This window comes from Mesorhizobium sp. WSM4806 (assembly GCF_055811635.1).
On the sequence record NZ_JBVVQZ010000007.1, the window covers coordinates 212,124 to 233,846 of the forward strand.

Annotated in this window: 21 protein-coding genes and 1 pseudogene; 2 read left to right on the forward strand and 20 right to left on the reverse strand. The window is 56.6% G+C overall.

The annotated features are described in order from the left end of the window. Positions 1 to 41: 41 nt before the first annotated feature. From AC0L2M_RS13585 to AC0L2M_RS13650, 14 genes and pseudogenes are all read right to left on the reverse strand, one after another. Entirely contained in the window at positions 42 to 668 is a 627-nt protein-coding gene (locus AC0L2M_RS13585) for a class I SAM-dependent methyltransferase (protein ID WP_473535103.1), read from the reverse strand. Positions 669 to 707: 39 nt separating this feature from the next. Then, a complete protein-coding gene (locus tag AC0L2M_RS13590) occupies positions 708 to 1,682 on the reverse strand; it encodes a glycosyltransferase family 2 protein (RefSeq protein WP_473535104.1) in 975 nt (324 codons plus the stop codon). Then, positions 1,679 to 2,221 carry an LbetaH domain-containing protein gene (locus AC0L2M_RS13595; RefSeq protein ID WP_473535105.1) on the reverse strand — a complete coding sequence of 181 codons (543 nt, stop codon included), beginning with the start codon at positions 2,219 to 2,221 and terminating at the stop codon, positions 1,679 to 1,681. The genes AC0L2M_RS13590 and AC0L2M_RS13595 overlap by 4 nt, the downstream gene beginning before the upstream one ends. A 6-nt stretch (positions 2,222 to 2,227) precedes the next feature. Continuing rightward, entirely contained in the window at positions 2,228 to 3,424 is a 1,197-nt protein-coding gene (locus tag AC0L2M_RS13600; RefSeq protein WP_473535106.1) for a glycosyltransferase, read from the reverse strand. Between the two features lie 29 nt (positions 3,425 to 3,453). Then, entirely contained in the window at positions 3,454 to 4,122 is a 669-nt protein-coding gene (locus tag AC0L2M_RS13605; protein WP_473535107.1) for a class I SAM-dependent methyltransferase, read from the reverse strand. A gap of 118 nt (positions 4,123 to 4,240) precedes the next feature. Continuing rightward, on the reverse strand, positions 4,241 to 4,729 hold the full coding sequence (locus AC0L2M_RS13610; RefSeq protein WP_473535108.1) for an acyltransferase: 489 nt from the start codon (positions 4,727 to 4,729) through the stop codon (positions 4,241 to 4,243). 93 nt (positions 4,730 to 4,822) lie between these two features. Beyond that, complete coding sequence (locus tag AC0L2M_RS13615; protein WP_473535109.1) at positions 4,823 to 6,046, reverse strand: MATE family efflux transporter; 1,224 nt, start codon at positions 6,044 to 6,046, stop codon at positions 4,823 to 4,825. 60 nt (positions 6,047 to 6,106) lie between these two features. After that, entirely contained in the window at positions 6,107 to 7,027 is a 921-nt protein-coding gene (locus tag AC0L2M_RS13620) for a hypothetical protein (protein ID WP_473535110.1), read from the reverse strand. 472 nt (positions 7,028 to 7,499) lie between these two features. Continuing rightward, entirely contained in the window at positions 7,500 to 8,258 is a 759-nt protein-coding gene (locus AC0L2M_RS13625) for a glycosyltransferase family 2 protein (protein WP_473535143.1), read from the reverse strand. Positions 8,259 to 8,288: 30 nt separating this feature from the next. Beyond that, positions 8,289 to 9,369, reverse strand: a pseudogene (gene gmd / locus AC0L2M_RS13630) (GDP-mannose 4,6-dehydratase); the annotation flags it as partial. 107 nt (positions 9,370 to 9,476) lie between these two features. Beyond that, positions 9,477 to 10,754: a sugar transferase gene (locus AC0L2M_RS13635; RefSeq protein WP_473535111.1), complete on the reverse strand. Its 1,278-nt coding sequence runs from the start codon at positions 10,752 to 10,754 to the stop codon at positions 9,477 to 9,479. A gap of 39 nt (positions 10,755 to 10,793) precedes the next feature. Further along, positions 10,794 to 12,113 (reverse strand): UDP-glucose dehydrogenase family protein, encoded by a 1,320-nt coding sequence (locus tag AC0L2M_RS13640; RefSeq protein ID WP_287065170.1) that lies wholly within the window; start codon positions 12,111 to 12,113, stop codon positions 10,794 to 10,796. Between the two features lie 139 nt (positions 12,114 to 12,252). After that, complete coding sequence (gene nusG, locus AC0L2M_RS13645; RefSeq protein WP_473535112.1) at positions 12,253 to 12,816, reverse strand: transcription termination/antitermination protein NusG; 564 nt, start codon at positions 12,814 to 12,816, stop codon at positions 12,253 to 12,255. 427 nt (positions 12,817 to 13,243) lie between these two features. Then, entirely contained in the window at positions 13,244 to 13,828 is a 585-nt protein-coding gene (locus AC0L2M_RS13650; protein ID WP_128248012.1) for a biotin transporter BioY, read from the reverse strand. Between the two features lie 115 nt (positions 13,829 to 13,943). Here AC0L2M_RS13650 and AC0L2M_RS13655 point away from each other — a divergent pair, with 115 nt between their 5' ends. After that, positions 13,944 to 14,852 carry an MBL fold metallo-hydrolase gene (locus AC0L2M_RS13655; protein ID WP_128174354.1) on the forward strand — a complete coding sequence of 303 codons (909 nt, stop codon included), beginning with the start codon at positions 13,944 to 13,946 and terminating at the stop codon, positions 14,850 to 14,852. Positions 14,853 to 14,881: 29 nt separating this feature from the next. Here AC0L2M_RS13655 and AC0L2M_RS13660 read toward each other — a convergent pair whose 3' ends face one another. The 5 genes from AC0L2M_RS13660 to AC0L2M_RS13680 are packed head-to-tail and all read right to left on the reverse strand — an operon-like array spanning position 14,882 to position 19,608. Further along, entirely contained in the window at positions 14,882 to 15,802 is a 921-nt protein-coding gene (locus AC0L2M_RS13660) for a phosphorylase family protein (RefSeq protein WP_473535113.1), read from the reverse strand. A gap of 31 nt (positions 15,803 to 15,833) precedes the next feature. Next, entirely contained in the window at positions 15,834 to 16,625 is a 792-nt protein-coding gene (locus tag AC0L2M_RS13665; RefSeq protein WP_473535114.1) for an ABC transporter permease, read from the reverse strand. Continuing rightward, on the reverse strand, positions 16,618 to 17,505 hold the full coding sequence (locus tag AC0L2M_RS13670; RefSeq protein WP_473535115.1) for an ABC transporter permease: 888 nt from the start codon (positions 17,503 to 17,505) through the stop codon (positions 16,618 to 16,620). Before AC0L2M_RS13670 ends, AC0L2M_RS13665 begins: the two co-directional genes overlap by 8 nt. Next, positions 17,502 to 18,539, reverse strand: a complete 1,038-nt coding sequence (locus tag AC0L2M_RS13675) for an ABC transporter ATP-binding protein (protein ID WP_287238835.1) — start codon at positions 18,537 to 18,539, stop codon at positions 17,502 to 17,504. Before AC0L2M_RS13675 ends, AC0L2M_RS13670 begins: the two co-directional genes overlap by 4 nt. A gap of 28 nt (positions 18,540 to 18,567) precedes the next feature. Further along, positions 18,568 to 19,608: an ABC transporter substrate-binding protein gene (locus AC0L2M_RS13680; RefSeq protein WP_287395077.1), complete on the reverse strand. Its 1,041-nt coding sequence runs from the start codon at positions 19,606 to 19,608 to the stop codon at positions 18,568 to 18,570. Positions 19,609 to 19,625: 17 nt separating this feature from the next. On the opposite strand from AC0L2M_RS13680, the gene AC0L2M_RS13685 reads away from it, so the two are divergent. Then, the gene (locus tag AC0L2M_RS13685; RefSeq protein WP_473535116.1) at positions 19,626 to 20,804 is read left to right on the forward strand and encodes a LacI family DNA-binding transcriptional regulator; all 1,179 of its coding nucleotides are present in this window, start codon (positions 19,626 to 19,628) and stop codon (positions 20,802 to 20,804) included. An 89-nt stretch (positions 20,805 to 20,893) separates the two neighbouring features. Here AC0L2M_RS13685 and AC0L2M_RS13690 read toward each other — a convergent pair whose 3' ends face one another. Then, a complete protein-coding gene (locus AC0L2M_RS13690) occupies positions 20,894 to 21,679 on the reverse strand; it encodes a DUF1499 domain-containing protein (RefSeq protein WP_287171541.1) in 786 nt (261 codons plus the stop codon). Positions 21,680 to 21,723 lie beyond the last annotated feature (44 nt).

Below are 21,723 nucleotides of genomic sequence, written 5' to 3' on the forward strand. Positions count from 1 at the left end.
CGCGCGCAAAGCGATTTAACGGACTGATTGCTCCTTCCCGACTACGAGATACTTGGCCTGCGAGCGATCGCTATCATACTCTTTGCCAATGGTGGAACTCGGCCCACTCGGTCGAAACGCACAATTTCCAATCCCACCTCTTCAAGCAGCATACCTAGAGTCTTTATAGACCAGAACTTAATATGCCCGCCGTCCCACAGGGCCCAAAAGTGATTGTCCATCTTACCGGTGACAGCCAACACCAGGTTTTTCACGTAGCCGTGATAAGGAGTTGAGATGATTGCCGTTCCACCTGGTTCGAGCAGATTGTATATGTTTCGGGCGAAGGCTCTTGGGTCATAAAGGTGCTCCACGACCTCCAGGCTAAGAACAGTATCAAACGTACCATACTTTGCGGACAGGTCGTCATACGCCGACCCAATTTCGATTTTGAGGTTTGGGTACGCCCGGTTGGCCATTGCGACGGCTGAGGAGGAGGCATCGATACCAACAACGGAGTATTTTTCGCTCAATTCGCTCGCAACGCTCCCATTGCCGCAGCCCAGATCAAAAATGCACTTCGAGTTCGCCTCAGCTAGGATGCGCTTTACTGCCGGCAACAGTATGCTATGGGATCTATTTTTCTCTGCCGTATCATACTCATATTCAATGTTTCGTTCATCAGGCATGGTCGTCCTACTCCGTCTTTGATAAAGGCACCTTCGCCTTCAAGCACCCGAACGCAAATCGATTCCTGTTCTGTCCTTGATAGCATCTTCAAGAGATATGTTTCTCTTTTTGGCGAGATCCATTATTTCATTGACCTTGGCGTCAACCAAGGTTCTATAGAGGAACCCCTGCAAAAGATGAAAATATAACCCCTGTTTTCCGTCTAAAAACCCAAGCAATATTACATACCTATATAGAAAGTATACGAAAGCCCTCCATGCAGCCGGCATTTTTAGGTATATTTTCTCTTTCATATACCGCTTGACAGCGGCCTGTGCACTTAATTTCCCCTCTCGTTCGACCACTATCTGAAATTTTTCGAGATTTTTACTAAGTATATCTGCAGCCTCACGCGATGCATATGAATTGTGCTTCGCCATCCACCAAGTCAGGGATTTCAAATTACGATCTGACAGACTTAAACTGGATTTCTTGACACGCCGCTCGACGATTATGTGTTCATCCATCCAACGCTGTTCGCATTTGCCACGTCCATTACGCCAAAGGCGAAGCTGCCAACTTGGCTCAATGCCGCCAAACCGAATCCTGCGACCTAGAAAATAGATTCGTCTCTTTATAAGGATGCCATCACAGTCAGTGGCCGCTTTCGAAACAATACCAGCAAGATCAATAGGATGTTCTGTATCTAACGTCTCGTCCGCATCTATGCGCAGCAGCCAACCACCGTTGCCAGACAGAAAATCAATGCCAAAATTCATTTGCGTCGCGTAATTCACCCATGGATTTTCGATTACCACCGCCCCCAATGACCGCGCTATCTCACGAGTGTTGTCGCTGGATCCGCTATCGATGACCGTTATACTTGTCACTCGACCAAGAAGACTCGCGATACACCGCCCAATGTGGATCTCTTCATCCTTCGTGAGAATGAGGGCGTGAATATCAAGAGACTTATCTATTTCCCGCCTCGGAACACCCGAGGTTTCGGTTTCAGCGAGGGCTTTCATGCTCATCGTGACCCGACCTGTCTAGCCGGATTTCCAGCGACAACGACTCCAGCCTCTAAATCTTTCACAACGACAGCCCGCGCGCCTACAACTGCACCTTTCCCAATTTTCACTCCCGGTCCAACGAATGCACCGGCCGCGACCCATGCGCCTTCCTCTATTGAGATACTGCCAACGACGAGAGAGAAATTGGGATCGCGATAGTCATGGGTCGCAGAACACAAATATGCCCCTTGACTGATGGTGACGTAATCGCCGATGGAAATTTCTGCCACCGAGTAGCAAGTCGCCTCTGGGCCGAGGCTACTCGTTCTTCCCATCCGCAGGTTCCATGGTGCCCAAATTCGCGCAGATGGATAGGGATGAGCGTCAACCCCTATTTTGGCGCCAAAGCTCCGCAGCAAAAAGCACCTCCATCGATGGAACGGCGTTGGCGACCATCCGTAAGCTGTTTTTTCAATGATTCGCCAAAGGGCACGCCTTAGCTTGTCACTCCCGCTCGGCGCCGGCACTGCTGCTAGTTTGAACGACCTTGTGTCTGACATCGAGCTTCAGTCCACTATTACGCTTTTCGGTCGGTCAGCTCGCCCATCGCACCAACGGTAAACATTCTCCATCTCAGCGCCAACACCGTCCCACGAATAGTCCCTTTCCATCCAAGAACGCCCTCGTGCGCCCATTGCTTCGCGAGCCTCCCTGGGCATCGAAATCGCTTTATTAAGTGCTCTTGCCAGAGGCTCTACGCCGTGGTCGATCCACCACCCGCAGCCCTCGACGTCCAATCCGGCCCAAGGAGCCCCTTTGGTTGAAATGACCGGCAAGCCGTTTGACAGAGCCTCAGCGACCACCATCCCAAAATTCTCATCGAGCGTCGGCAAAACAAAGAGACTCGCCGACCGATACGCCATGGCTTTGTTGTCGCCGTAAAGAGCGTCGTCAAATGATACCCGCTCTAAACCTAGCCTTGCTGCCATCGCTTTCAGTTCGGCCGGATAGCTGCCTTCTAGCGGTCCAACGACTCTAAGCCGCCAGTGAGGGTTCTGGCGCTCGACCTGAACCCAAGCAGCCAGGAGGCGATCAATTCCCTTCTTGGCGTGAATTCTGCCAAGATAAAGGACCGTGTCCGTTTCCTGCGAGCTTGGCTGATCGGCCGTAGCGCTCTGGTTCAGAGCCGGAACATCAATTCCGTTGGGCACCACTGCAACTGGCGCTTTGAACCCGAGCCTTCGAATGTCACAATATTCTTGAACACTAGTCGCGTGAAAACAAGCCACGGCTTCGACTGCGGAGTGCTGCGCGATGCGCCAAAAAATCATCTTCTTGCGGCGAGAAAATTCGAGAGCCGGCGAGCCAAACATCCCCCTTGGAGAAAGAACTAACGGCCGGCTGTGTCGACCGGCACTCCAACTCGGATATACGTTCGGCATCAGCCATAGACCGTGCGTATGCAAGATCCCGCCACTAGCCGCAAACCGATCGATAGCAGCCCGCAAGCCTCTAGACGCATACAGGTTGGAGAGGAGAGGAACAGCATCAAAATCGCGTTTGAACACACGACAGTCAACTCCACCGCGCAGAGCCACAGTTGGCTTTCCGACGCTAAACAGTCCCGATTGCAACTGTCTGGCAGCCAAACTCGATGCAAGCCGTGTGACCGAATAACTTGGGCCCGCAGCTTCGGATTCGACAGAAGCCACTATTTGAAGAATGCTCAAGCCCAATGCTTCGTTAGTTGCGCGTAGATTCAATTCACCGTTCCCGCTCTCTATACATCAGTTTATTTTTCGACTCTGCCAAGAATGTTCACGCGCAGAGATTCAAGCGCGGTAGTAGTATTGACGACACGCTCATATGCGGAGCCAAACAAAAACAGCGGAAGAGACCGCCTCATATAAGACGGCTCTGGCTCTATCATGCGCAGTTCAATCCCGGAAAAGCCTGCAGCCAAGGTCGCCCTTTCAAGAGATTTGCGCCGATTCATTCTATAAAAAGTGGGCCAGGGCTCATGCGCATCCATGTCCATTCCACGTGCCGCGTTGGCAACCCGCAAATGGACCCAGTGAGGAGTCACTGCGGAGATCAACGTCACGTAGTGAAATAAATTCGGGGTTCGAAAGAAGAACGAGGATCCGGGCTTCAGCACTCGGTGCACCTCTTTCAAAAACATCGCGGGATTCTCCACGTGTTCTAAAACGAAGTCCGCAAAAACTAAGTCAAAGTACCCGTCCTCCTCGGGGATTAGGCCGTTCACTATTATCCCTGACCTGTCCAGCTCTTCGTTAACCAAGACGGCTGGATCAATATCAACCCCTACCACCTCCTTGACCTCACCCTTCAACACCCTCCGCTCGTCTCGCGTCGATGGACCTGCACCTATGTTTAGTACCCTGCAATTTGGATTTATCTCCGCACGGATCCAGTTGTAGAAAACATTGGTTCCATTCAACGATTGATCTCGATATAATCGCCGATACAGTCGTTCAACTATCGGCAGACCACTAGTCGACGTGTCATTGCCCGGCATTTACGCTCCTTAATTGGCTGAAACTAAACTTTTTGTCTTCTCACCGGCTACCCTTCGGGACCGTCCCCACAATCCGCGCTGGCACGCCAGCCATAATCGCGCGCTCCGGAACGTCCCTCGTAACAACAGCTCCAGCGCCGATGACTGAGTGGGCGCCTATCTTCTGACAACCAGCTAGAACGATCACGCGAGCCCCGATCCAGGCCCCGCTTCCTATACTCTTGTTCATCGCAACAGGATGTGATCTCGGATCAACCCCGTGACTATGAGTATACAAAACCACGCCTTCAGAAATGAAGGCGCCGTCTTCAATTGACATTCCTCCTGTGTAGTCAATTTTCACCGTGGCGTTTATTATTACATCGTCGCCGATGACAAGCTGACTGCCGAACGATTCACTAGAGGCACCAACGCCGCGGGAGATCGTGCACCGCGAACCCAGAATGACAGACCCCGGCCGATCGATGCGCACGAAGCGTGCTATCCTCGTTCCTTTGCCACACCGCCTTAGAACGCTGGTGTAGGTCATCGTCCACACTGAATCAAGCACTCTTCTCCAAAGATATGCCATTACTCTGGGAGCTACTAATATAAAAGGGACTTCACGCACAGACTTTTCTCTTCATCTCATTTTAAAATAAAGATATGCCAGAGAGAACACCAGCCTGACCAAAACACTTCCCGCAAAACTGATCGCTACTGCCATACCAATGTTAGGCGATCCCACGTCAAGGAGGTATTCTGTTGCTAAAATAACGACGAAAGCAAAGATACCAACGACTGGAGCAGCCGTGTAAACTCTCGTTGCGCCGCGCGCTACAACTGACAGACCAATAAATCCGGACGAGTGAACTAGGATCATTGCAACAGCTGTCCAATATAATCCTGTTCGCATCTCAACGCTATCATTCCCAAATACCAAAATAAGCATTTGATCGCTTATTAACGCAGAAAACAAGAAAAACGCCAAACCTATCGCAGATCCTATAAAAATACCTTTGAATATATTCAACGTATACGCAGATCTATCCCCACCACGGTGAACTTTTATAGCCTCTGGTAGGTAAATAAACCCGACGGCAGTCGCCATCATCTGGAACGGGACGAATAACGTCTGAGCCGCGCCGACAAAGCCCATTATCTGTGCGGAACTCGTGAGGAAAATACCGAACCGGAAGCAGTTCGTATGCAAGCTGTCCAATGCGGGAAACATCCCTACCCAAAGGTTGTCGATGACAAGACGGCGTATTCTCGCAAAGCTTGGTCGCCCAATCATATGCGTTGCAAGCCCAAGCTGCATCGACATGTAGACATCCAACAAAATGGATGTCGCGATCACGCATGCCGAGGAGATAGTGGCGGCTTCGATGAAACTTCCCCCGAGATATATAACCCCGAGAAAGGGGAGGATGCCTGCGACGCCCCTGCTGGCAAACGATATTGCGATGCGCTCCTGCCTGTTATCCCGTTGGTATATTCCTACTATGAGGTCGCTTACCTGGTCCCCAATTCGTCCTGCTATCAACGCGAGTGCAACCCACTTTTCGGATGAACCCGGATCGTTCAAAGAGAAAATAGCCAGGGCCGTCAGTGCATACGAAAAAAGCACACCAGCGAGGCGCAATGTCAGCGCGTCGTTTGCAACCGAACCGTCGACGCCTTCGAGCGACATAACGACCCTTAAATTCAGGCCGAAAAGGAGACATAGCGGTGCAAAAATCGAAAGACCTAGCGTGTATACTCCAATGGTTGAGGCCATATTGTGGTGAGAAAGTACGAGAATGCAAATGGCTTGGGATGCCGCCCAAACCGCCTGCCCCATCAGATTGACGATTGTTTTCTTCAATGACTCGTTTCATTCGGCGACGACAGCTAGGGCTGCGCGCCACGGTGGCGATAGCCACAGCTAAAGGAAGGGCAATACGCGCCTAGCGGCTTTGTACAGGAGCAGCACAAGAATCGCTCCAATGACTGAAGAGATCAGGTTCACAATGCGGAGATTTGACATCTCGAAATTGAGGAACAAATTGCACACAATCACAATCCCAATTATCGAGTCTGGGTTCTTCATGGAATAGACATAGCCCTTGGCTAGCAGATACCCGACGAGCCAGCCTGCAATCAGTATGCCTGCCAGTCCGGCGTTCATGTATCCGGTGCCAAGTGTCTCTCCCGGCCATGAGTTATGAACGATAACAGCGGCCGGTGTACCCGGTTCCAGGAGATATCCCAAAGTGGCTGCTCTTACGTATAGCCCGTCATCCACAGGTGGCTTCAATCCATATAGTGAACTGGGCAAAAACGCTGTCGTAAGATCAATAAATGTTCGTCCAAGATAGAAATTGTCCCATTTAAAGAAATTTGTCGCAAACAGATAAGTATCTATGTAGCTCAGCGAAACTATCAATGAGCTATACGAATCTAGCGTCATCGATATCAAGTTTTGAAAGTTTCCGGTCAAAGCGTCTAATGAATTGGCATCTCTATATATGAGAACCGCAAAATAATACAAGATAACGGAGGCGTACATCATCGACAGTATGAGAATATTTCTAACACTATATCGCATGTATTTTGGGTTTGACAGAGACGCTACCATGATTATTGTCAATAATAGCTGAAGCGTGTCTTTCCTTCCGCCAAAAATGCTTGACGTTGCAGCTCCAGTTATAAAGGCGAGGAAAAGGAGGAGTCCACTGATCATGTCCCTCTTGGTGGTAACCCTCCGAGTGGCAGCAATGTTAGCAAGTAAATAGCAACTTGAGATTATGAAGTTCAGGGGACCTAAACCTGATTGCAATTCTACGCGCCGGGAGACGTTGCTCATAAGAAATTCGATCCCACCCGAGGCCGTTACCTTGGCATAAAAAGCTAACGTCCCGATCGCCAGAAAAAACAGAATAGACCCGAGGCTCTCGAACCGAGTGAGATGCACCTGCCGAGACCTAAATCTTTCTAGAGAATTGAAATTCCCTACGCTCGAATAATATGCTGTATAGATTGTCAGATTCATCATAGAATAACAAAATATAGTCCAAGTTAGATTTGCTTGAAAATCTGATACAACTACAGAATAAACAGTTGTCTGAATGTATTCAGGATAGTTAGCAACTATCACCATAGCAGGCACCATAATCAGCGCCTGAACACACGCGTACAGCTTAATGGGCTGGAATATCTGTTTGCTAGATTCAACGACGAATGGAATTGCGTTGCACAGAACAAATATCAAAATTGTAAAATATGTAGCCGTCATCTACTAACTAAAGATGCTCGCGGGTTGGCGGCTGTCCAATTCCTCAACATCCCTTCCTTATCGATACAAACTGCTTCAGCTTGCGCAGTGGCTTGGCAACGAGTGCATAGTCAATCGGACCTGATCCGAGCCAGCGGCGGCGTGCCCGCAGCGCTTCCAGGTTGTGCCCGATGTGGGAAGCAAGGCTTCGCGTGCTGGCCCCACCAACCATCATGTCCACCAACACGTGGCCGGTCGCAGCGGTCTGGAATCCGTGGAGTTCAACAGCTCTCAACATCCAATCATAATCCGATGCCACTTTGAGACTGAGGTCGAACGTGCCGACGGTCTCCGCCACCTTCCGCCTGACGTAGAATGTTGGATGGGCGGGCATCCATCCGGTCCGAAAGCCCTTGGCGGGTCGGGCCGCAGCACGCCAACGGCGTACGACCCGCTTGCCCAGATGGTCTTCGACAAAATCCAGGTCACCATGCACGATGTCGGCTGTTTCGAGCCCTGCGGATATCCGTCGCAGCGCTGTGCGATCGTGAAAGCAATCGTCTGAATTCAGCACGCCTACCGCGTCTCCGGTATAGAGACCCAGCCCCTTGTTGAGTGCATCATACATTCCGCTGTCGGGCTCGCTGATCAGCCGGATCTGGTCCGGAGGGTAAGACCGGACAATTGACAACGTCTCGTCCGACGAATTCCCGTCGATGACCACCAGTTCCTTGTCGCCATGATCCTGGGCCAGGAAGCTGTCGACCGTATGCCGGATCGTCGCCGCCGAGTTCCAACAGACGGTCAAGACAGAGATTTTCATACCGACCCAAACTTCACTACTGTGCCGCCACGCGAATGCGATCCTCGTCCAGGCGCCGATGTTCGGATTCCCGCCTTACCGTTTCGAGGTCGGACTGGATCATCTCCTGGACCATCGTGGCGAGCGACGTTGTCGCCTTCCACCCTAGAACGCGCTCCGCTTTCGAGGCGTCGCCGATCAGAAGCTCTACTTCTGTCGGTCTGAAATAGCGCGGGTCCACCTCGACCAGAACGGCGCCCGATTTCGCGTCGATGCCTTTTTCGTCGACGCCGGAACCGACCCACTCAATCTCAGTCCCCACCTCGCTGAATGCAAGCTCGACAAAACGGCGGACCGAGTTCTTCACCCCGGTTGCAAGAACGTAGTCGTCTGGCACGTCATGCTGAAGAATTCGCCACATGCCTTCGACGTAATCGCGGGCATGGCCCCAATCCCGTTCAGCCGACAGATTACCGAGATAAAGCTTGTCCTGAAGACCGAGGCTGATTGCAGCCGCCGCACGCGTAATCTTGCGGGTAACGAAGGTCTCGCCGCGCATCGGGCTTTCGTGATTGAACAGGATGCCGTTGGAAGCATGAATTTCGTAAGCTTCGCGGTAATTCACGGTGATCCAGTAGGCATAGATCTTTGCCGCCGCATATGGCGACCGAGGATAGAAAGGCGTCGTCTCCCGCTGCGGGATTTCCTGCACCTTGCCGTAGAGCTCGGAAGTCGATGCCTGGTAAAAACGCGTCTTTTTTGTCAGGCCAAGCAGCCGGACTGCTTCGAGGAGACGCAATGTGCCGATCGCGTCGGCATTCGCGGTATATTCCGCGGTCTCGAAGCTCACCTGGACATGCGATTGCGCGGCGAGATTGTAGATCTCGTCTGGCTGAACTTCCTGGACGATACGGATGAGGTTGGTGGCGTCGGTCATGTCGCCATAGTGCAGCGACAGCCTTACGTCCTTCTCATGCGGATCCTGGTAGAGATTGTCGATGCGACCGGTGTTGAACGACGAGGACCGTCGCTTGATGCCATGGACGTCATAGCCCTTTGCCAAGAGAAGTTCCGCCAGATAGGCGCCATCCTGGCCGGTGATGCCGGTGATAAGGGCGGTTTTTCTGGTCATTGTGCTTCTCCAAGGTCGATACGACGATATTTCTCAACGCTGATCAGCGTGTCTTTAGACATTACAATACCCATTCAAAAACTGGAGATGTACGGGTTGCCGCTTTATCAACGCGCGCCAAACCCTGTCAGCATGGTCCGGATGGTCCGAAATACGATCAGCACGTCGAGCCACGGGGAGAAGTTTTTGATGTAGTAGAAGTCGTAGTGAAGCTTCTCCAGAACGTCGCTTACCGCCGCGACATGACCTTGATTGACTTGCGCCCATCCAGTGATGCCAGGCCGGACGATATGCCGGTATCGATAGAACGGCAGCTCGGCCTCATACCAGTTGGAGAGTACGAGTGCTTCCGGGCGTGGCCCGATCCAGCTCATTTCGCCGCGCAATATATTGATAGCCTGCGGCAACTCGTCGATCCTGGACGTTCTCAAAAAACGCCCGACACGAGTGATGCGCGCGTCGCCAATCTTCGTAATAGCCTCTTCCTTCTCGTCATTGGAAGCGCTGCCGAGCTTCATCGTTCTGAATTTATAGACCTCGTACGGATTTCCCCGGTAGCCCATTCGCTTCTGTCTAAATAGCGCAGGTCCGGGTGAATCGATCTTTATGGCAATCACCAAAAACACTAGCAATGGCGAGAACACAGCAAGCACAAACAAGGCAGACAACCAGTCTATTCCCTGTTTCATTTTTAGATAGGCCTGATTTGGATTCAACGACCCCAATGTATTCTCAGACAAATGCTCGATTTCAACACGGCCTGTGAGCGATTCTCTTATTTGTTTCACATGATAGACTGGCGTTCCCGACAGCGCGCGGTCGGCGATGTATCGCTCCCACTCATCGGAAAGATCGGCCCGCAGATCAGCAACCACGCCGCTGGCATACTCGACAATTGTGTTGGGCGAATTAACTCTGTGCCAGCTCACACCTTCGATGCTCTGCAGCCGGTCGACATCCCCTCCCGGAATTATGGCAAGCCGGTATGAGTCCATCCGCCGCGTGGCTAGGCTCAAGCCAAAATACCACAAGGTCGATTGGATGAAGCTGGCTGCCGCTTGAAATCGACTATAATCGAACCTGAAAAAGAAGATGGTCACGAACACAAGGCCGTAGGTCAGGGCGAATGTGGGAAAGATGTAGCCAGCCGCGGCGACGCCGGGGAAGTTGCCGATCCGCTTGTAAAGCATGTAACCCGTGGTATGAGCGACGAATGCCGCAAAAATGGTGGCCTGCATGTTCGATGACCAGATTACGCGGGGATCGACCGACATCCTGATGAGAGCCGGCAGCAGAATGGCGAATATCAATCCGCCAAGCAGCTGAAACCGCATCCGAAGCAGGAGATGCCTGCGATTGGGCAGTTGGATGGTGGTGGTGTTCAAATTGCCACTCGCGAACCGGGTCCCACGAAAACCTGACATTCACCTGACAAGATGCCGCTCTCGGCCAACGCTCGAATAGGCTATGCCTTCCTTCACGACATCCTCACCTCGGTAAACGTTTCGAAGGTCAACCATCACTGGCATCGCCATGAGTGCACGGAGCCGCTTGAGATCCAATGACCGAAAGGCATTCCACTCGGTGACGATCACTATCGCATGGGAGCCGTCGGCTACCGCGTAGGCGCTGTCCCCGAATTCAATGCCGTCGATCAGCTTGCGCGCCTGCTCCATGCCGACCGGGTCATACGCCTTGATCGAAGCGCCCGCATCCTTGAGCGCCTGAATGATGGCTAATGAGGGGGCGTCGCGCATATCGTCGGTGTTTGGCTTGAACGTAAGGCCGAGGACGCCAATGGTCTTGCCGCGAACCGAGCCCCCGCAGGCATCGACCACTTTGCGCGCCATTGCCCGTTTACGCTGGTCGTTTATCGAGACCGTCGTTTCAATAAGCCGGATGGGACTTGCCGCGTCCTGCGCGGTCTTGACCAGCGCCAGCGTATCTTTCGGGAAACAGGAGCCGCCGTAGCCAGGCCCGGCGTGAAGAAACTTTGCGCCGATGCGATTGTCCATGCCGATGCCCCGCGCGACGTCCTGCACATCGGCTCCCAACCGCTCGCAGAGATCGGCAATTTCGTTGATGAAGGTGATCTTCATCGCCAGAAATGCATTCCCTGCATATTTGGTAAGCTCCGCCGTACGTCGGCTCGTATAGAAAATCGGCGCGGCATTCAGCGAGAGCGGACGGTAGACCTCGCCCATCACTGCCTTGGCCGCTGTCGAGTCGGTCCCGACAACGATGCGATCAGGCCGCTTGAAATCGTCGATCGCCGATCCCTCGCGAAGAAATTCCGGATTGGAGACCACCGCAAAATCGGCCGTTGGATTCTGCTCGCGGATAATTCGCTCGACCTCGTCACCAGTACCAACAGGCACCGTCGATTTCGTCACAACGACCGTAAATCCCTTCAGCGCCCGGCCTACTTCGGCCGCCGCGTCATAAACAAAGGATAGATCGGCAAAACCGTCGCCACGTCGCGACGGCGTGCCCACGGCAATGAAGACGACATCCGATTGAGAAACCGCATCCGCCAGATTGTCGTCGAAACGCAAGCGACCTTGCAAAGCGTTGGTCGTGACGAGTTCCTCGAGCCCTGGCTCATAGATTGGTATCTTGCCGCCCTTGAGCATGGCAAGCTTTTCTGGATCGCGATCAATGCAGCAGACCTGATGGCCAAAGTCGGCGAAACAGGCGCCCGAGACAAGCCCGACATAGCCGGCGCCAATCATTGTTATTCGCATGCCACGTACTCCCAATCGGCGCGGATGAGACGATCTCGCAGAGCGCGAGTCTTACCAACCGACGGCTACCGCACTCCCGGGTGAATCCCGAGAGCAGATACCATAACAATTTACATACCGCGCCGCCTTGATGGTGGCGCTACGCGATCGCGACGAGTTCCCTTGAATCCAGGTCGACAGGGATCTCGCCATTCATGATGGCAACCAGAACCCGGGCCCTTCCAGCCGGATCGAGCCGGTCAAGGCGACCGATCATCTCCGCGAAAGGGCCCGAAAGAATCCGAACCGAAGCGCCCGCAGTAAGGCCTCCACTGAAATCAAGCAAGCCGTCCTTGTCGGTCAGGGCAATGAACCGCTCCACCAGCCCCGACGGGACCGGCAATGGCCGCTCGCCCTGCATGATGAGGGAGCGCACACCGAACGTCCCGTTGACCGAGCGCCACTGCTGCAGCGCGACATCGAGGGCGATGAACATGTAACCTGGAAAATAGGCTGCCGGTCGCGTCTCGACGCGCCGGGCATGACGAATGGTCCTCTCGCAGCGAGGTATAAACGGGTGAAACCCCTGCAGCCGGAGATGCCGTTCGGCGACGTCTTCCTTTCCCGGAAAAACGCTGGCGGCATACCAGCGCGCTGCGGCGCCGGTTGCGGGCCGCTGTGGCAACACAGTCGGCTTAACAGTTGTTTTTTTCGAGGTGATCACAAGTATCCTTCTCGGCGGTCTTTGGCACGGTCGGGGCAAGCGTTACGACAGCGCCAAGATACCAGCAAGCAACCATATCGCGAGAATCGATGCGGTTGGTCGAATCCTGTTAATTGTCCACTACTTTAGCTGCGCCTAAAAGTCATCGCGCCGCTTTCTTTTTTAGCTATCCAGCAGCGGTATCGAGCAATTGTGTCGATATGTAGCTGCCTGGTTACGCTGACTCGCGACGATCCGCTGGCTCTTCTGGTCCTTAATCAGTCGATTTGAACATAGTGTGACGGTATCGTTAGCAAAGTGTTACCGACCGCTTGGCGGCGGCTTGATTTGACGAGAACTCGAGGCAGGCCGTCGCTGAAACGGGACCCATTCCACGATCTGTGGTTGCGTGCTCGATCAGTGCCGCGCCCGATCTGTCGACCAGAGCTCAGGAGCGTTTGAGCAGCGACCAGACGGCGGGCACAAGGCTCGCTGCCAGGCCGACCTTGATCAGGTCGCCGACGATGAACGGCACGACGCCGAACTGCCATGACTTTTCCGGGCCGATGAGCAGCGCCAGCCAGGCAAAGCCCATCGCCATCATGACGATTTCGGCAACCAGCATCGCGTTGAAAAGCTTGACCGGATGGCGATCCCAGCCGCGATCGGCGGCCCAGCCGACGATCGCCGCCATGACCACGAAGCCGAAGAGATAGCCGCCGGTCGAGCCGAGCATGTAGGCTATGCCGATGCCCTTTTCCGGCGTGCCCTGGAAGACCGGCAAGCCGATCGCGCCCTCCGCCATGTAGAGAAGCAGCGTGGCGACGCCGAGGCGCATGCCGAACGCAGCTGATATCAGGAAGACGGCCAAGGTCTGCATCGAGATGTCGACCGGTCCGAGCAAAACCCTGGTCTTGGCCGACAAGGTCAGCACCAGCGTACCGACGATCGCCAGCAAAAGCTGGGTCGCCAGGCGGGCCGCACCCTTTTCAGGCAGAGCGAGAGAAACAAGCGGCGTCGTTGCAATTGCCATGGTCTTCCTCATTCGGATTGCCGCAGATCGCGGCCTTGCGTTTTCCTATATTGGCTTCCGTGTTATGCGGCAATCGGTTTTGCCGCCTCTGGAACAGAGCTGAACGACATTCGCTATGGCGCTGAAATTCGACACAGACTTCGACCCGGCCTACGGCCAGGGCGTGACCGTTGCGCCCGACGTGGTTCGGGTCACCGCGAAAAATCCCGGCACGTTCACATTCTACGGCACCAACAGCTACATCGTCGGGCGCGAGACGCTGGCGGTGATCGATCCGGGGCCGGATGACGAGGCGCATCTCAAGACACTGCTCGCGGTGATCGCAGACAGGCCGGTCAGCCATATTTTCGTCAGCCACACGCATCGCGACCATTCCCCGCTGGCAGCGCGGCTGATGCAGCACACCGGTGCAATTATCCTGGCCGAGGGTCCGCATCGGCCGGCGAGGCCGCTGCGCACCGGCGAAATCAATCCGCTCGACGCCAGCGCCGACACCGCCTTCAATCCGGATATCGCGCTTGCCGACGATATGGTGGTCGACGGCGACGGCTGGGCGATCAGAACGGTGCTGACGCCGGGCCATACCGCCAACCACGCAGCCTTTGCGCTGGAAGGAACCGGTATCCTGTTCTCGGCCGATCATGTCATGGCCTGGGCGACCTCCATTGTTGCGCCGCCGGACGGCGCCATGGCCGACTATATGGCCTCGCTGGATCGGCTGATCGAGCGCGACGACCGCCTGCTGCTGCCCGGCCATGGCGGGCCGGTGACAGCGCCGAGCAGCTTCATGCGCGAGCTGAAGTCGCATCGCAGGATGCGCGAACGCGCGATCCTGGAGCGGATCAGAAGCGGCGACCGGACGATCAAGGAGATGGTCGCGGCGATCTATCGGGATACCGACCCGCGCCTGCATGGCGCGGCCGCGCTGTCGGTGCTTGCCCATCTCGAGGACCTGGTGGCGCGCGGCCTGGCGAGCACCGACGGCGACCCTGACATCGACGGCATTTTCAGCCTGCCTGGCTAAGCTCCCGCCAGAACTACGCTCCTGAAAGCTCAGAACCGGCTGGAACGCTCTTCGGGTTGGGGCGACTTCAGACCCTGGCAAGAGCATTGCGGATTGGCCGGAAGCCGCGCGGCGGTCTCCAGCGCGACAAGCGAGGCTGTCATGGAGAGATTGGGCAGCACGTCCTCCTGCAGCAATTTCTGGCGGTTGCGGTCCATATAGTCGTTGAAACCCGCCGTGACGAACGCACAGGGCACGAAGCAGGCGCCGATCTCGCGCGCCAGGGTCGCCTCAGGGGCGATGGAGTGGTTGAGCACGTCCGCCCCCATGCCGCGATAGGCCAAGGCTTCGGCCGGGGTTGTCAGCCGCGGCCCATAACAATGGGCAGCCACCAGTTGCTGTTCGATGCCATGCACGCGGCATTCGGCCGGCCAATGGCGGCGGGCCGTCTCGGCCAGAACCGCCGCACATCTTGGACATACGATCTGCTTGCCCGAACAGTCAAAACTCTGGCGGTCCGGAAGCAGTGAAAACGGGGTCTGCGTCAGTTCGATGATATCGGCGGGCACCACCATGTCGCCGGGCTGGATCGCCTTGTTGACGGCGCCAACGGTCGAGCAGGCGAGGACTTGCCGCACCCCCGCTTGCATCAACACCCAGAACGCGCGGCGATGGCAGGAATGGTCGATATGGTCGCGGGGATTGCCGTGCGAATACATGCACAACGCCCGCTTTGCTCTGCCTTCGGCTGAAATCGAGGCATCGAACTCGAGCAGCTTCCAGTTGTCGGTACGACCGAAAGGCGTTTCAAAACTCATGTCGCGCCGCAGCGTGCGCACGCCCTCGAAGCCGATATCTTCCGGGAAGGCAAGCCCCCAGTTTGCCGACCCGGTGATGATGGCCAAGCCGACCTGAGGTATGTCAGTCGATTGATCCGCCGGAGCACCGGCCGCGTGATGATTTTTGGGCATGCTTCCAGTCTCGGTGAGGATTTTGGCTCGGTCAGGATTTTTGGCGCAGGGCGACGATCACGACGACGACCACAACAATGGCGGTCCACAATGTCGAGATCGCCGCAATGGTCGGATCGATCTGATCGCGCAGCGAGATGAACATGAGCTTCGGCATCGTGCTGTTGCGACCACTTGCCACGAAGGTCGAAATCACGGACTCGTCGAGCGACGTCAGGAACGCCATCAGTGTCGCCGACAACAGGCTGAGCCGAAGTTGCGGAACGATTATTCCGCCAATTGCCCTGGCCCAGTCCGCGCCGAGGCTGCGCGCCGCCTGAACCTGGTTCCAGTCGAAGCGAGCCAGCGCGGGCAGCAACACGATGCACGCCACCGGTACGGCCAGCACCACATGTCCGACCAGCACACCGAACAGCGTTCCGACCAGGCGTTGCGCCGCCAGCACAAAGAACAGGCCGATCGCCAGCAGGATTCCCGGGGTGACCGAGGGGGTGAGCAGGACGCCCTGGATGGAAGCTGCGGTCTTGCCGCCCAGCCGATTCATCGAGATGCAGGCGAGCAGCGCAAAAGGCACCGCGATCAGCGCCGTCAATGTCCCGAGGATCAGGCTCGTCCTGAGTGCAGCCATCCACGTCGCCGAGCCGAAAAAATTCTCGTACCAGCGCAACGAGTAGGCGTGCGGCGGAAACTCGAGGAGGTTAGACGCCGAAAACGAAAGCGGCACCACCACGAGCGTTGGCAACATCAGAAATGCCATGACAAGCGCAGCAAAGCTCCACAGGACAATGCGGGCGAGCCGGTTTTGCGGATAGGCTTCAAGCATGGGAGGCTGCCACTGCGTCCTGGGCCAGCAGGCGGCGTGCCGCCAGCAGCATCACACCGATCAGCGCCATCAGAACGAGGAGCAGAATGCCCAGGACGCTCGCCGACCCCCAATCCTGAAAGGTCGATAGCGCACGCTCGATCCGGGTAGAGAGAGGATTTACCTTGCCGCCGCCAAGCACCGCCGGCGTGATGAAGAAACCGATGGAATAGATGAGCACGATGACCGAACCCGAGAAGATGCCGCCGGCCGAAAGCGGCATGATGACGGTGCGGATGACCTGCCCGAGCGTGGCTCCCATGCTCGCTGCCGCGCGAACGAGGTTTGGGTCGATATCGCGCATCGCGGCATAAACCGGCAGCAGAAAGATCGGCAGCATGTAGTGAACCATGCCGATCAGCGTCCCGGTGAAGTTGTAGACCAGCGGAAAAGGCTCCGCCGTCAGGCCCGAACCAGTCAAGGCCGCGTTGATCATACCATCACGCCGCAACAGCACGAGCCAGCCATAGGTGCGCACCAGGATGGCGGTCCACAATGGCAGCATGACGAAGGCCATCAGCACGTTGGCCACCCTTGGTCTGGCGCTGGCCAAGGCGAGTGCCAGCGGGATGCCCAGAAGAATGCAGATCGCCAGCGTGCCGAGGGACAGTTCGAGGGTGGTGACGAGCGCCGACCATGTCAGTCCGCTCGAAAGCACTTTCGCGTAGTTGCCGACAGTGTACTCACCGCCTGTGGTCAAAAAAGATTGCCGGATGATCCAAAGGATGGGCAGTATCGCCGCCAATCCAACGATGATCAGCGCCGGCAGCGAAAGCGAAAGGAAAAACCGCCGCTCGCGGCGCGCATCCGCCAAGAGCGCTGGATCCGCGGTGACGGTCACGCCAGCGCTCCCGGTATCGCGTGAATCTTCGCTGCTGGTGCATAGGCGGTCATCCGCTGACCGGCGGCAAGCTCGGCGCAACCGCCGGCCAGCGCTGCCGGAATGCAGACAAGGACCTCCTGGCCACCGTCGAGCGCCAGCGTCAAAAGCCAGTTCTCGCCGCGGAACGCCTTGGCGCGCAGTGTTCCTTCGAGAGCCACTGCGTCTGCCCCGGCGAGCTTCGCATCAAGATGGAAGCTTTCGGCGCGAATCATCAGGGTTTCGCGTGACGCTTCGGCGCCATCGATCCTGCGCACCGAGCCCGGCGCCACAATGTTGGCCTCGCCCATGAACTCGGCGACGAAGCGGGTCGATGGACGATCATAGATCCGCTGCGGCGTATCGATCTGCTGGATGCGGCCAAAATTCATCACCGCAATCCGGTCAGACATGATCAGCGCCTCGCGCTGGTCGTGGGTCACGTAGATTGTGGTGATGCCCAGATCATCGTGCAGACGCCGGATTTCGTACTGCATGGTTTCGCGCAGATTCTTGTCGAGCGCCGACAGCGGCTCATCCATCAGCATCACACGCGGCTCGAAGACGATAGCCCGCGCCAACGCCACCCGTTGGCGCTGGCCGCCGGACAGTGCGGCAACATTGCGCTCCGCCAGGCCATCCAGCTTGACGCGGGCCAAGGTGGCAAGCGCCCGCTGACGCGCCTCCGCTCTCGGCGTCTTGCGCAGCGCCAGCGGATACGCGACATTCGCCAGGACGTTCATGTGGGGAAACAAGGCGTAATTCTGGAATACGATGCCGATGTCGCGTTTGTTGGGCGCCAGACGGGTGATGTCGCGATCGCTCAACAACAGCTTGCCGGAATCCGGCCGGACAAAACCGGCCAGAGCCATGAGCAGCGTGGTCTTGCCCGATCCCGATGGCCCCAGCAGCGTGAGGAACTCGCCAGCTTGAATGTCGAGCGAAACATCATCCAGTGCGACGTAGGACCCGTAAGCCTTGCTGACGCTGTCGATGGTGATCGGGAGCGACTTCATCATCTGCTCCAGCCTTGTCAGCCGAGACTCAGCGGGCCATCATCTCATCGAAGGCCTGTTGGGCAGCCTCGCCGTTCTTGACCCACCATTCCGAATTGGAAAACACCGAAGTGCCGGCATTTTCAGGCGCCGTCGCAAGCGTCTTCAGACGGTCCTCGGGAATCAGGCCACCCTCATAGGCCGCAGGATTGACCGGGCCATAGGCGATGAAATCGGTCAGCTTCGCAACACGCGCCGGCTGCGTCATCGCTGCGATGAGCTTCATGGCGGCTTCCTTGTTCGGCGCGCCCTTCGGCACCCCAAGGCAGTCCGTGCCGATGACCGAACCCTTGAACGTGTAGTCAGCCGCGCCGCCATCTTTTTTAACAGTCTCTGCGCGTCCGTTCCAGGTAACGACCAGATCCGCCTCACCATCCTTCAGCAGCTGCGCGGACTGGGCTCCCGAGGTCCACCACACGGCGACATCCGGTTTGATCGCTTCAAGCCGCTTGATGGCGCGCTCCAGCCCTTCCGGCGTGCTGAGCACGGAATAGACGTCCGCCGGCGCCACGCCATCGGAGAGAAGCGCGATCTCGATCGAGTCCTGCGCATTGGCGCGCAACGCGCGGCGGCCCGGGAATTTGGCAACGTCCCAGAACTCGGCCCAGGTCTTCGGCGGGTTGTCGCCATAGGTCTTGGTGTTCCACGACAGGACGGTGCCATAGGAATCGAACGGATAGCAGTAGTCGGACGCGGCACCCTCCGGCACGGATTTGGCATCGATGATCTCGTAGTCGAGCGGCTCCAGCAGCGACTGAGCGGCGGCCTGGGCGCCTTCCGGCGAGCCGAGGTGGATAATGTCGGTCGCAACTGCCCCCGAGGTGACCTGCATCTTCAAGGCGGCCAGGCCGTCGCTCAGCGTCTCCTCGCGAACATCATGGCCAAGCTCTTGTGCAGCAGGGCCCCACATGGCCTCTTTCATGGCGTTGCCATAATCGCCGCCTGCGGTCGTGATGGTGAGTGTTTGCGCATGGACGGGCAAGGCAGCCGAGATGGTGAATGCTGTTAAGGAAATGCGCAGCCAGGACATAGGTTCTCCTCCCCAACTTGATCAAATATTGCCCGAAATGGCTATTTATTTGTAATCGTAACGTTACGATTGCATCTGAATACGCAGGAGTCAAGCTGCTTGCCACGGGCGTTCGGATTGACCGGGATGTCGAATCCGGTAACGTTATGGCGGTCAGCAAGTCAGCCGGCGCTTTCGCAAATGAAGTCGGGCGAACAATGGCCAATCTAAAGCAGATCGCGGCGGAACTTTCCCTCTCGGTGACCACGGTGTCCCGCGCTCTGAAGGATGGGCCGGAAGTGCAGCCCTCGACCATAGCCCGCGTCAAGGAGGCGGCCAAGCGGGTCGGCTATCTGCCAAACCATCATGGTCGTGCGCTCAAAACCGGTCGAACGCTGACGCTGACGGCAGTGCTGCCGATGGAGACCCGAGACCATCTCTCCGATCTGTTGAAGCTGCCTTTGATCGAAGGCATGACGCTGGCGGCGCGAAAAGCCGGTTATAGTCTGTCCATCTATTCCACCACGCCCGACGACGATCCCGTCGAGAGCGTGCAGCGGCAGCTTCAGGCGCGCAGCACGGACGGACTGATCATCACGCGCCTGGTGTCGGGTGATCCGCGCGTCAAGCTGCTGCTGGATCAACGCATGCCATTCGTCGCGTTTGGAAGAACCGACCTGGATACCGCGTATCCGTATGTCGATGTCGACAATGAACAGATTGCCTACGAGGCAACCCGACGGCTCATGGACAAGGGCTGCCGACGCATTGCACTGCAACTTCTGGTTCCGGAGGATCAGGGAAGCGCCAAGCGTCTTTCCGGCTATGCAAGGGCAATGGCCGAGGCCGGCATTCCGATCGACCAAGCGCTGATCGGTCATGGCATGTTCACCATGGAATCGAGCGCAGCCTGGTTCGATCGCTTGCTGGCTTGCTCAGATCCGCCGACAGGCCTGGCATGCGCCAACGAACTCGGCCTTCTGGGGGCGCTGCACGCTCTTGGCAAAAGAGGTCTTGCGCCGGGGAGCGACGTCCACATCGTCACGCGTGACAGCACACGGCTGGCACGCTTCCTGCCGGCAAAGATCGAAGTTCATTCCGTCGATATGGCGGCTGTCGGACGCAAGCTTGTCGAAGTCCTGGAGAGCCGGATCATCAATCCGCTTGGGCCGGTGGAGACAATTTTGCTCAAGGGTGAATTCGAACCGGCCGAATAGCCTGTTCGGATACTCAACCACTGATTGTATTAGCCGCATTTCTGTGGCGTCAAAGCGATTCCGCTTTGGCTGTAAAAATGCTCTGGACGTCACTCGGCCGGGGCCGTGCCGACCTGGCCGGCGACTTCCTGATCCAGCTCGGCCAGGAAATCCACGATGCGGGCCGCATTGTCGCCAAGGTCGTAGCGGCCGTAACGCGAGGCCGAACGCATGTCGACGATGACCGCATCGCCATCGTCGGTCACACGGATGGCGACGTCGGCGGGAAGGCTGAGGATGAAGCTCCTGGCCAGGGCGTTGATCGTCACCTCGCTTTGCCCGATCGCACGGGGAAACTGCGCCGCAAGCTGCCAGTCCCGACGACCGAGCACGGTTTCGACGGCTTCCAGGACCCGATCGAAAGGCAGATTGTAGCTGCGTCCGGTGACCAGCGGATAGGTCTCGGTCTGCAGGCGCCGCTCGCCCGGGGTCGGCGGCGAAAGCGCGTTCATATCCCCGGTCCGGGTGCTGGTGTCGAGCACCGGCGGATCGTCGAAATCCGTCGAGATGTCCCTGAGCGGCGGAGAAGTCGCTGCCCAATAGGCGGCAATGCCAAAAGGAACAAGCACCAGCAGTGCCAGCACCGTGCCGACGGTGAGATCGCGACCGCCACGGTCGCCGAAATTCCACAGTCTCGAAAACGCAAATCCGGCGAACAACAGCGCAAAGGCGGCAAGCAGCGCGACAATGCCGAGCACCCAAAGGAAAGCCGGCGTTTCAACAAGCTGATAGCGGTGGCCGACGAGAACGGTCAGCAGAAGGACCGCCGAAAAAGCGCCTGTCCGCCGCGACCAGCCGGCCGCCCTCGACGTCTGTCGCTCGGGAGTTTTCATCATTTTCAGCACTGCTTCACCCCGAACCGGCGCTTAAGCCGTTCAAC

Coding starts and splice junctions, on each gene's coding strand:
- AC0L2M_RS13640 (WP_287065170.1), bottom strand. CDS start 12,113: ATGCGAATAACAATGATTGGCGCCGGCTATGTCGGGCTTGTCTCGGGC.
- AC0L2M_RS13585 (WP_473535103.1), bottom strand. CDS start 668: ATGCCTGATGAACGAAACATTGAATATGAGTATGATACGGCAGAGAAA.
- AC0L2M_RS13660 (WP_473535113.1), bottom strand. CDS start 15,802: ATGCCCAAAAATCATCACGCGGCCGGTGCTCCGGCGGATCAATCGACT.
- AC0L2M_RS13590 (WP_473535104.1), bottom strand. CDS start 1,682: ATGAGCATGAAAGCCCTCGCTGAAACCGAAACCTCGGGTGTTCCGAGG.
- AC0L2M_RS13620 (WP_473535110.1), bottom strand. CDS start 7,027: ATGAGCAACGTCTCCCGGCGCGTAGAATTGCAATCAGGTTTAGGTCCC.
- AC0L2M_RS13650 (WP_128248012.1), bottom strand. CDS start 13,828: ATGGCAATTGCAACGACGCCGCTTGTTTCTCTCGCTCTGCCTGAAAAG.
- AC0L2M_RS13690 (WP_287171541.1), bottom strand. CDS start 21,679: ATGATGAAAACTCCCGAGCGACAGACGTCGAGGGCGGCCGGCTGGTCG.
- AC0L2M_RS13675 (WP_287238835.1), bottom strand. CDS start 18,539: ATGAAGTCGCTCCCGATCACCATCGACAGCGTCAGCAAGGCTTACGGG.
- AC0L2M_RS13610 (WP_473535108.1), bottom strand. CDS start 4,729: ATGACCTACACCAGCGTTCTAAGGCGGTGTGGCAAAGGAACGAGGATA.
- AC0L2M_RS13625 (WP_473535143.1), bottom strand. CDS start 8,258: ATGAAAATCTCTGTCTTGACCGTCTGTTGGAACTCGGCGGCGACGATC.
- AC0L2M_RS13665 (WP_473535114.1), bottom strand. CDS start 16,625: ATGCTTGAAGCCTATCCGCAAAACCGGCTCGCCCGCATTGTCCTGTGG.
- AC0L2M_RS13680 (WP_287395077.1), bottom strand. CDS start 19,608: ATGTCCTGGCTGCGCATTTCCTTAACAGCATTCACCATCTCGGCTGCC.
- AC0L2M_RS13595 (WP_473535105.1), bottom strand. CDS start 2,221: ATGTCAGACACAAGGTCGTTCAAACTAGCAGCAGTGCCGGCGCCGAGC.
- AC0L2M_RS13655 (WP_128174354.1), top strand. CDS start 13,944: ATGGCGCTGAAATTCGACACAGACTTCGACCCGGCCTACGGCCAGGGC.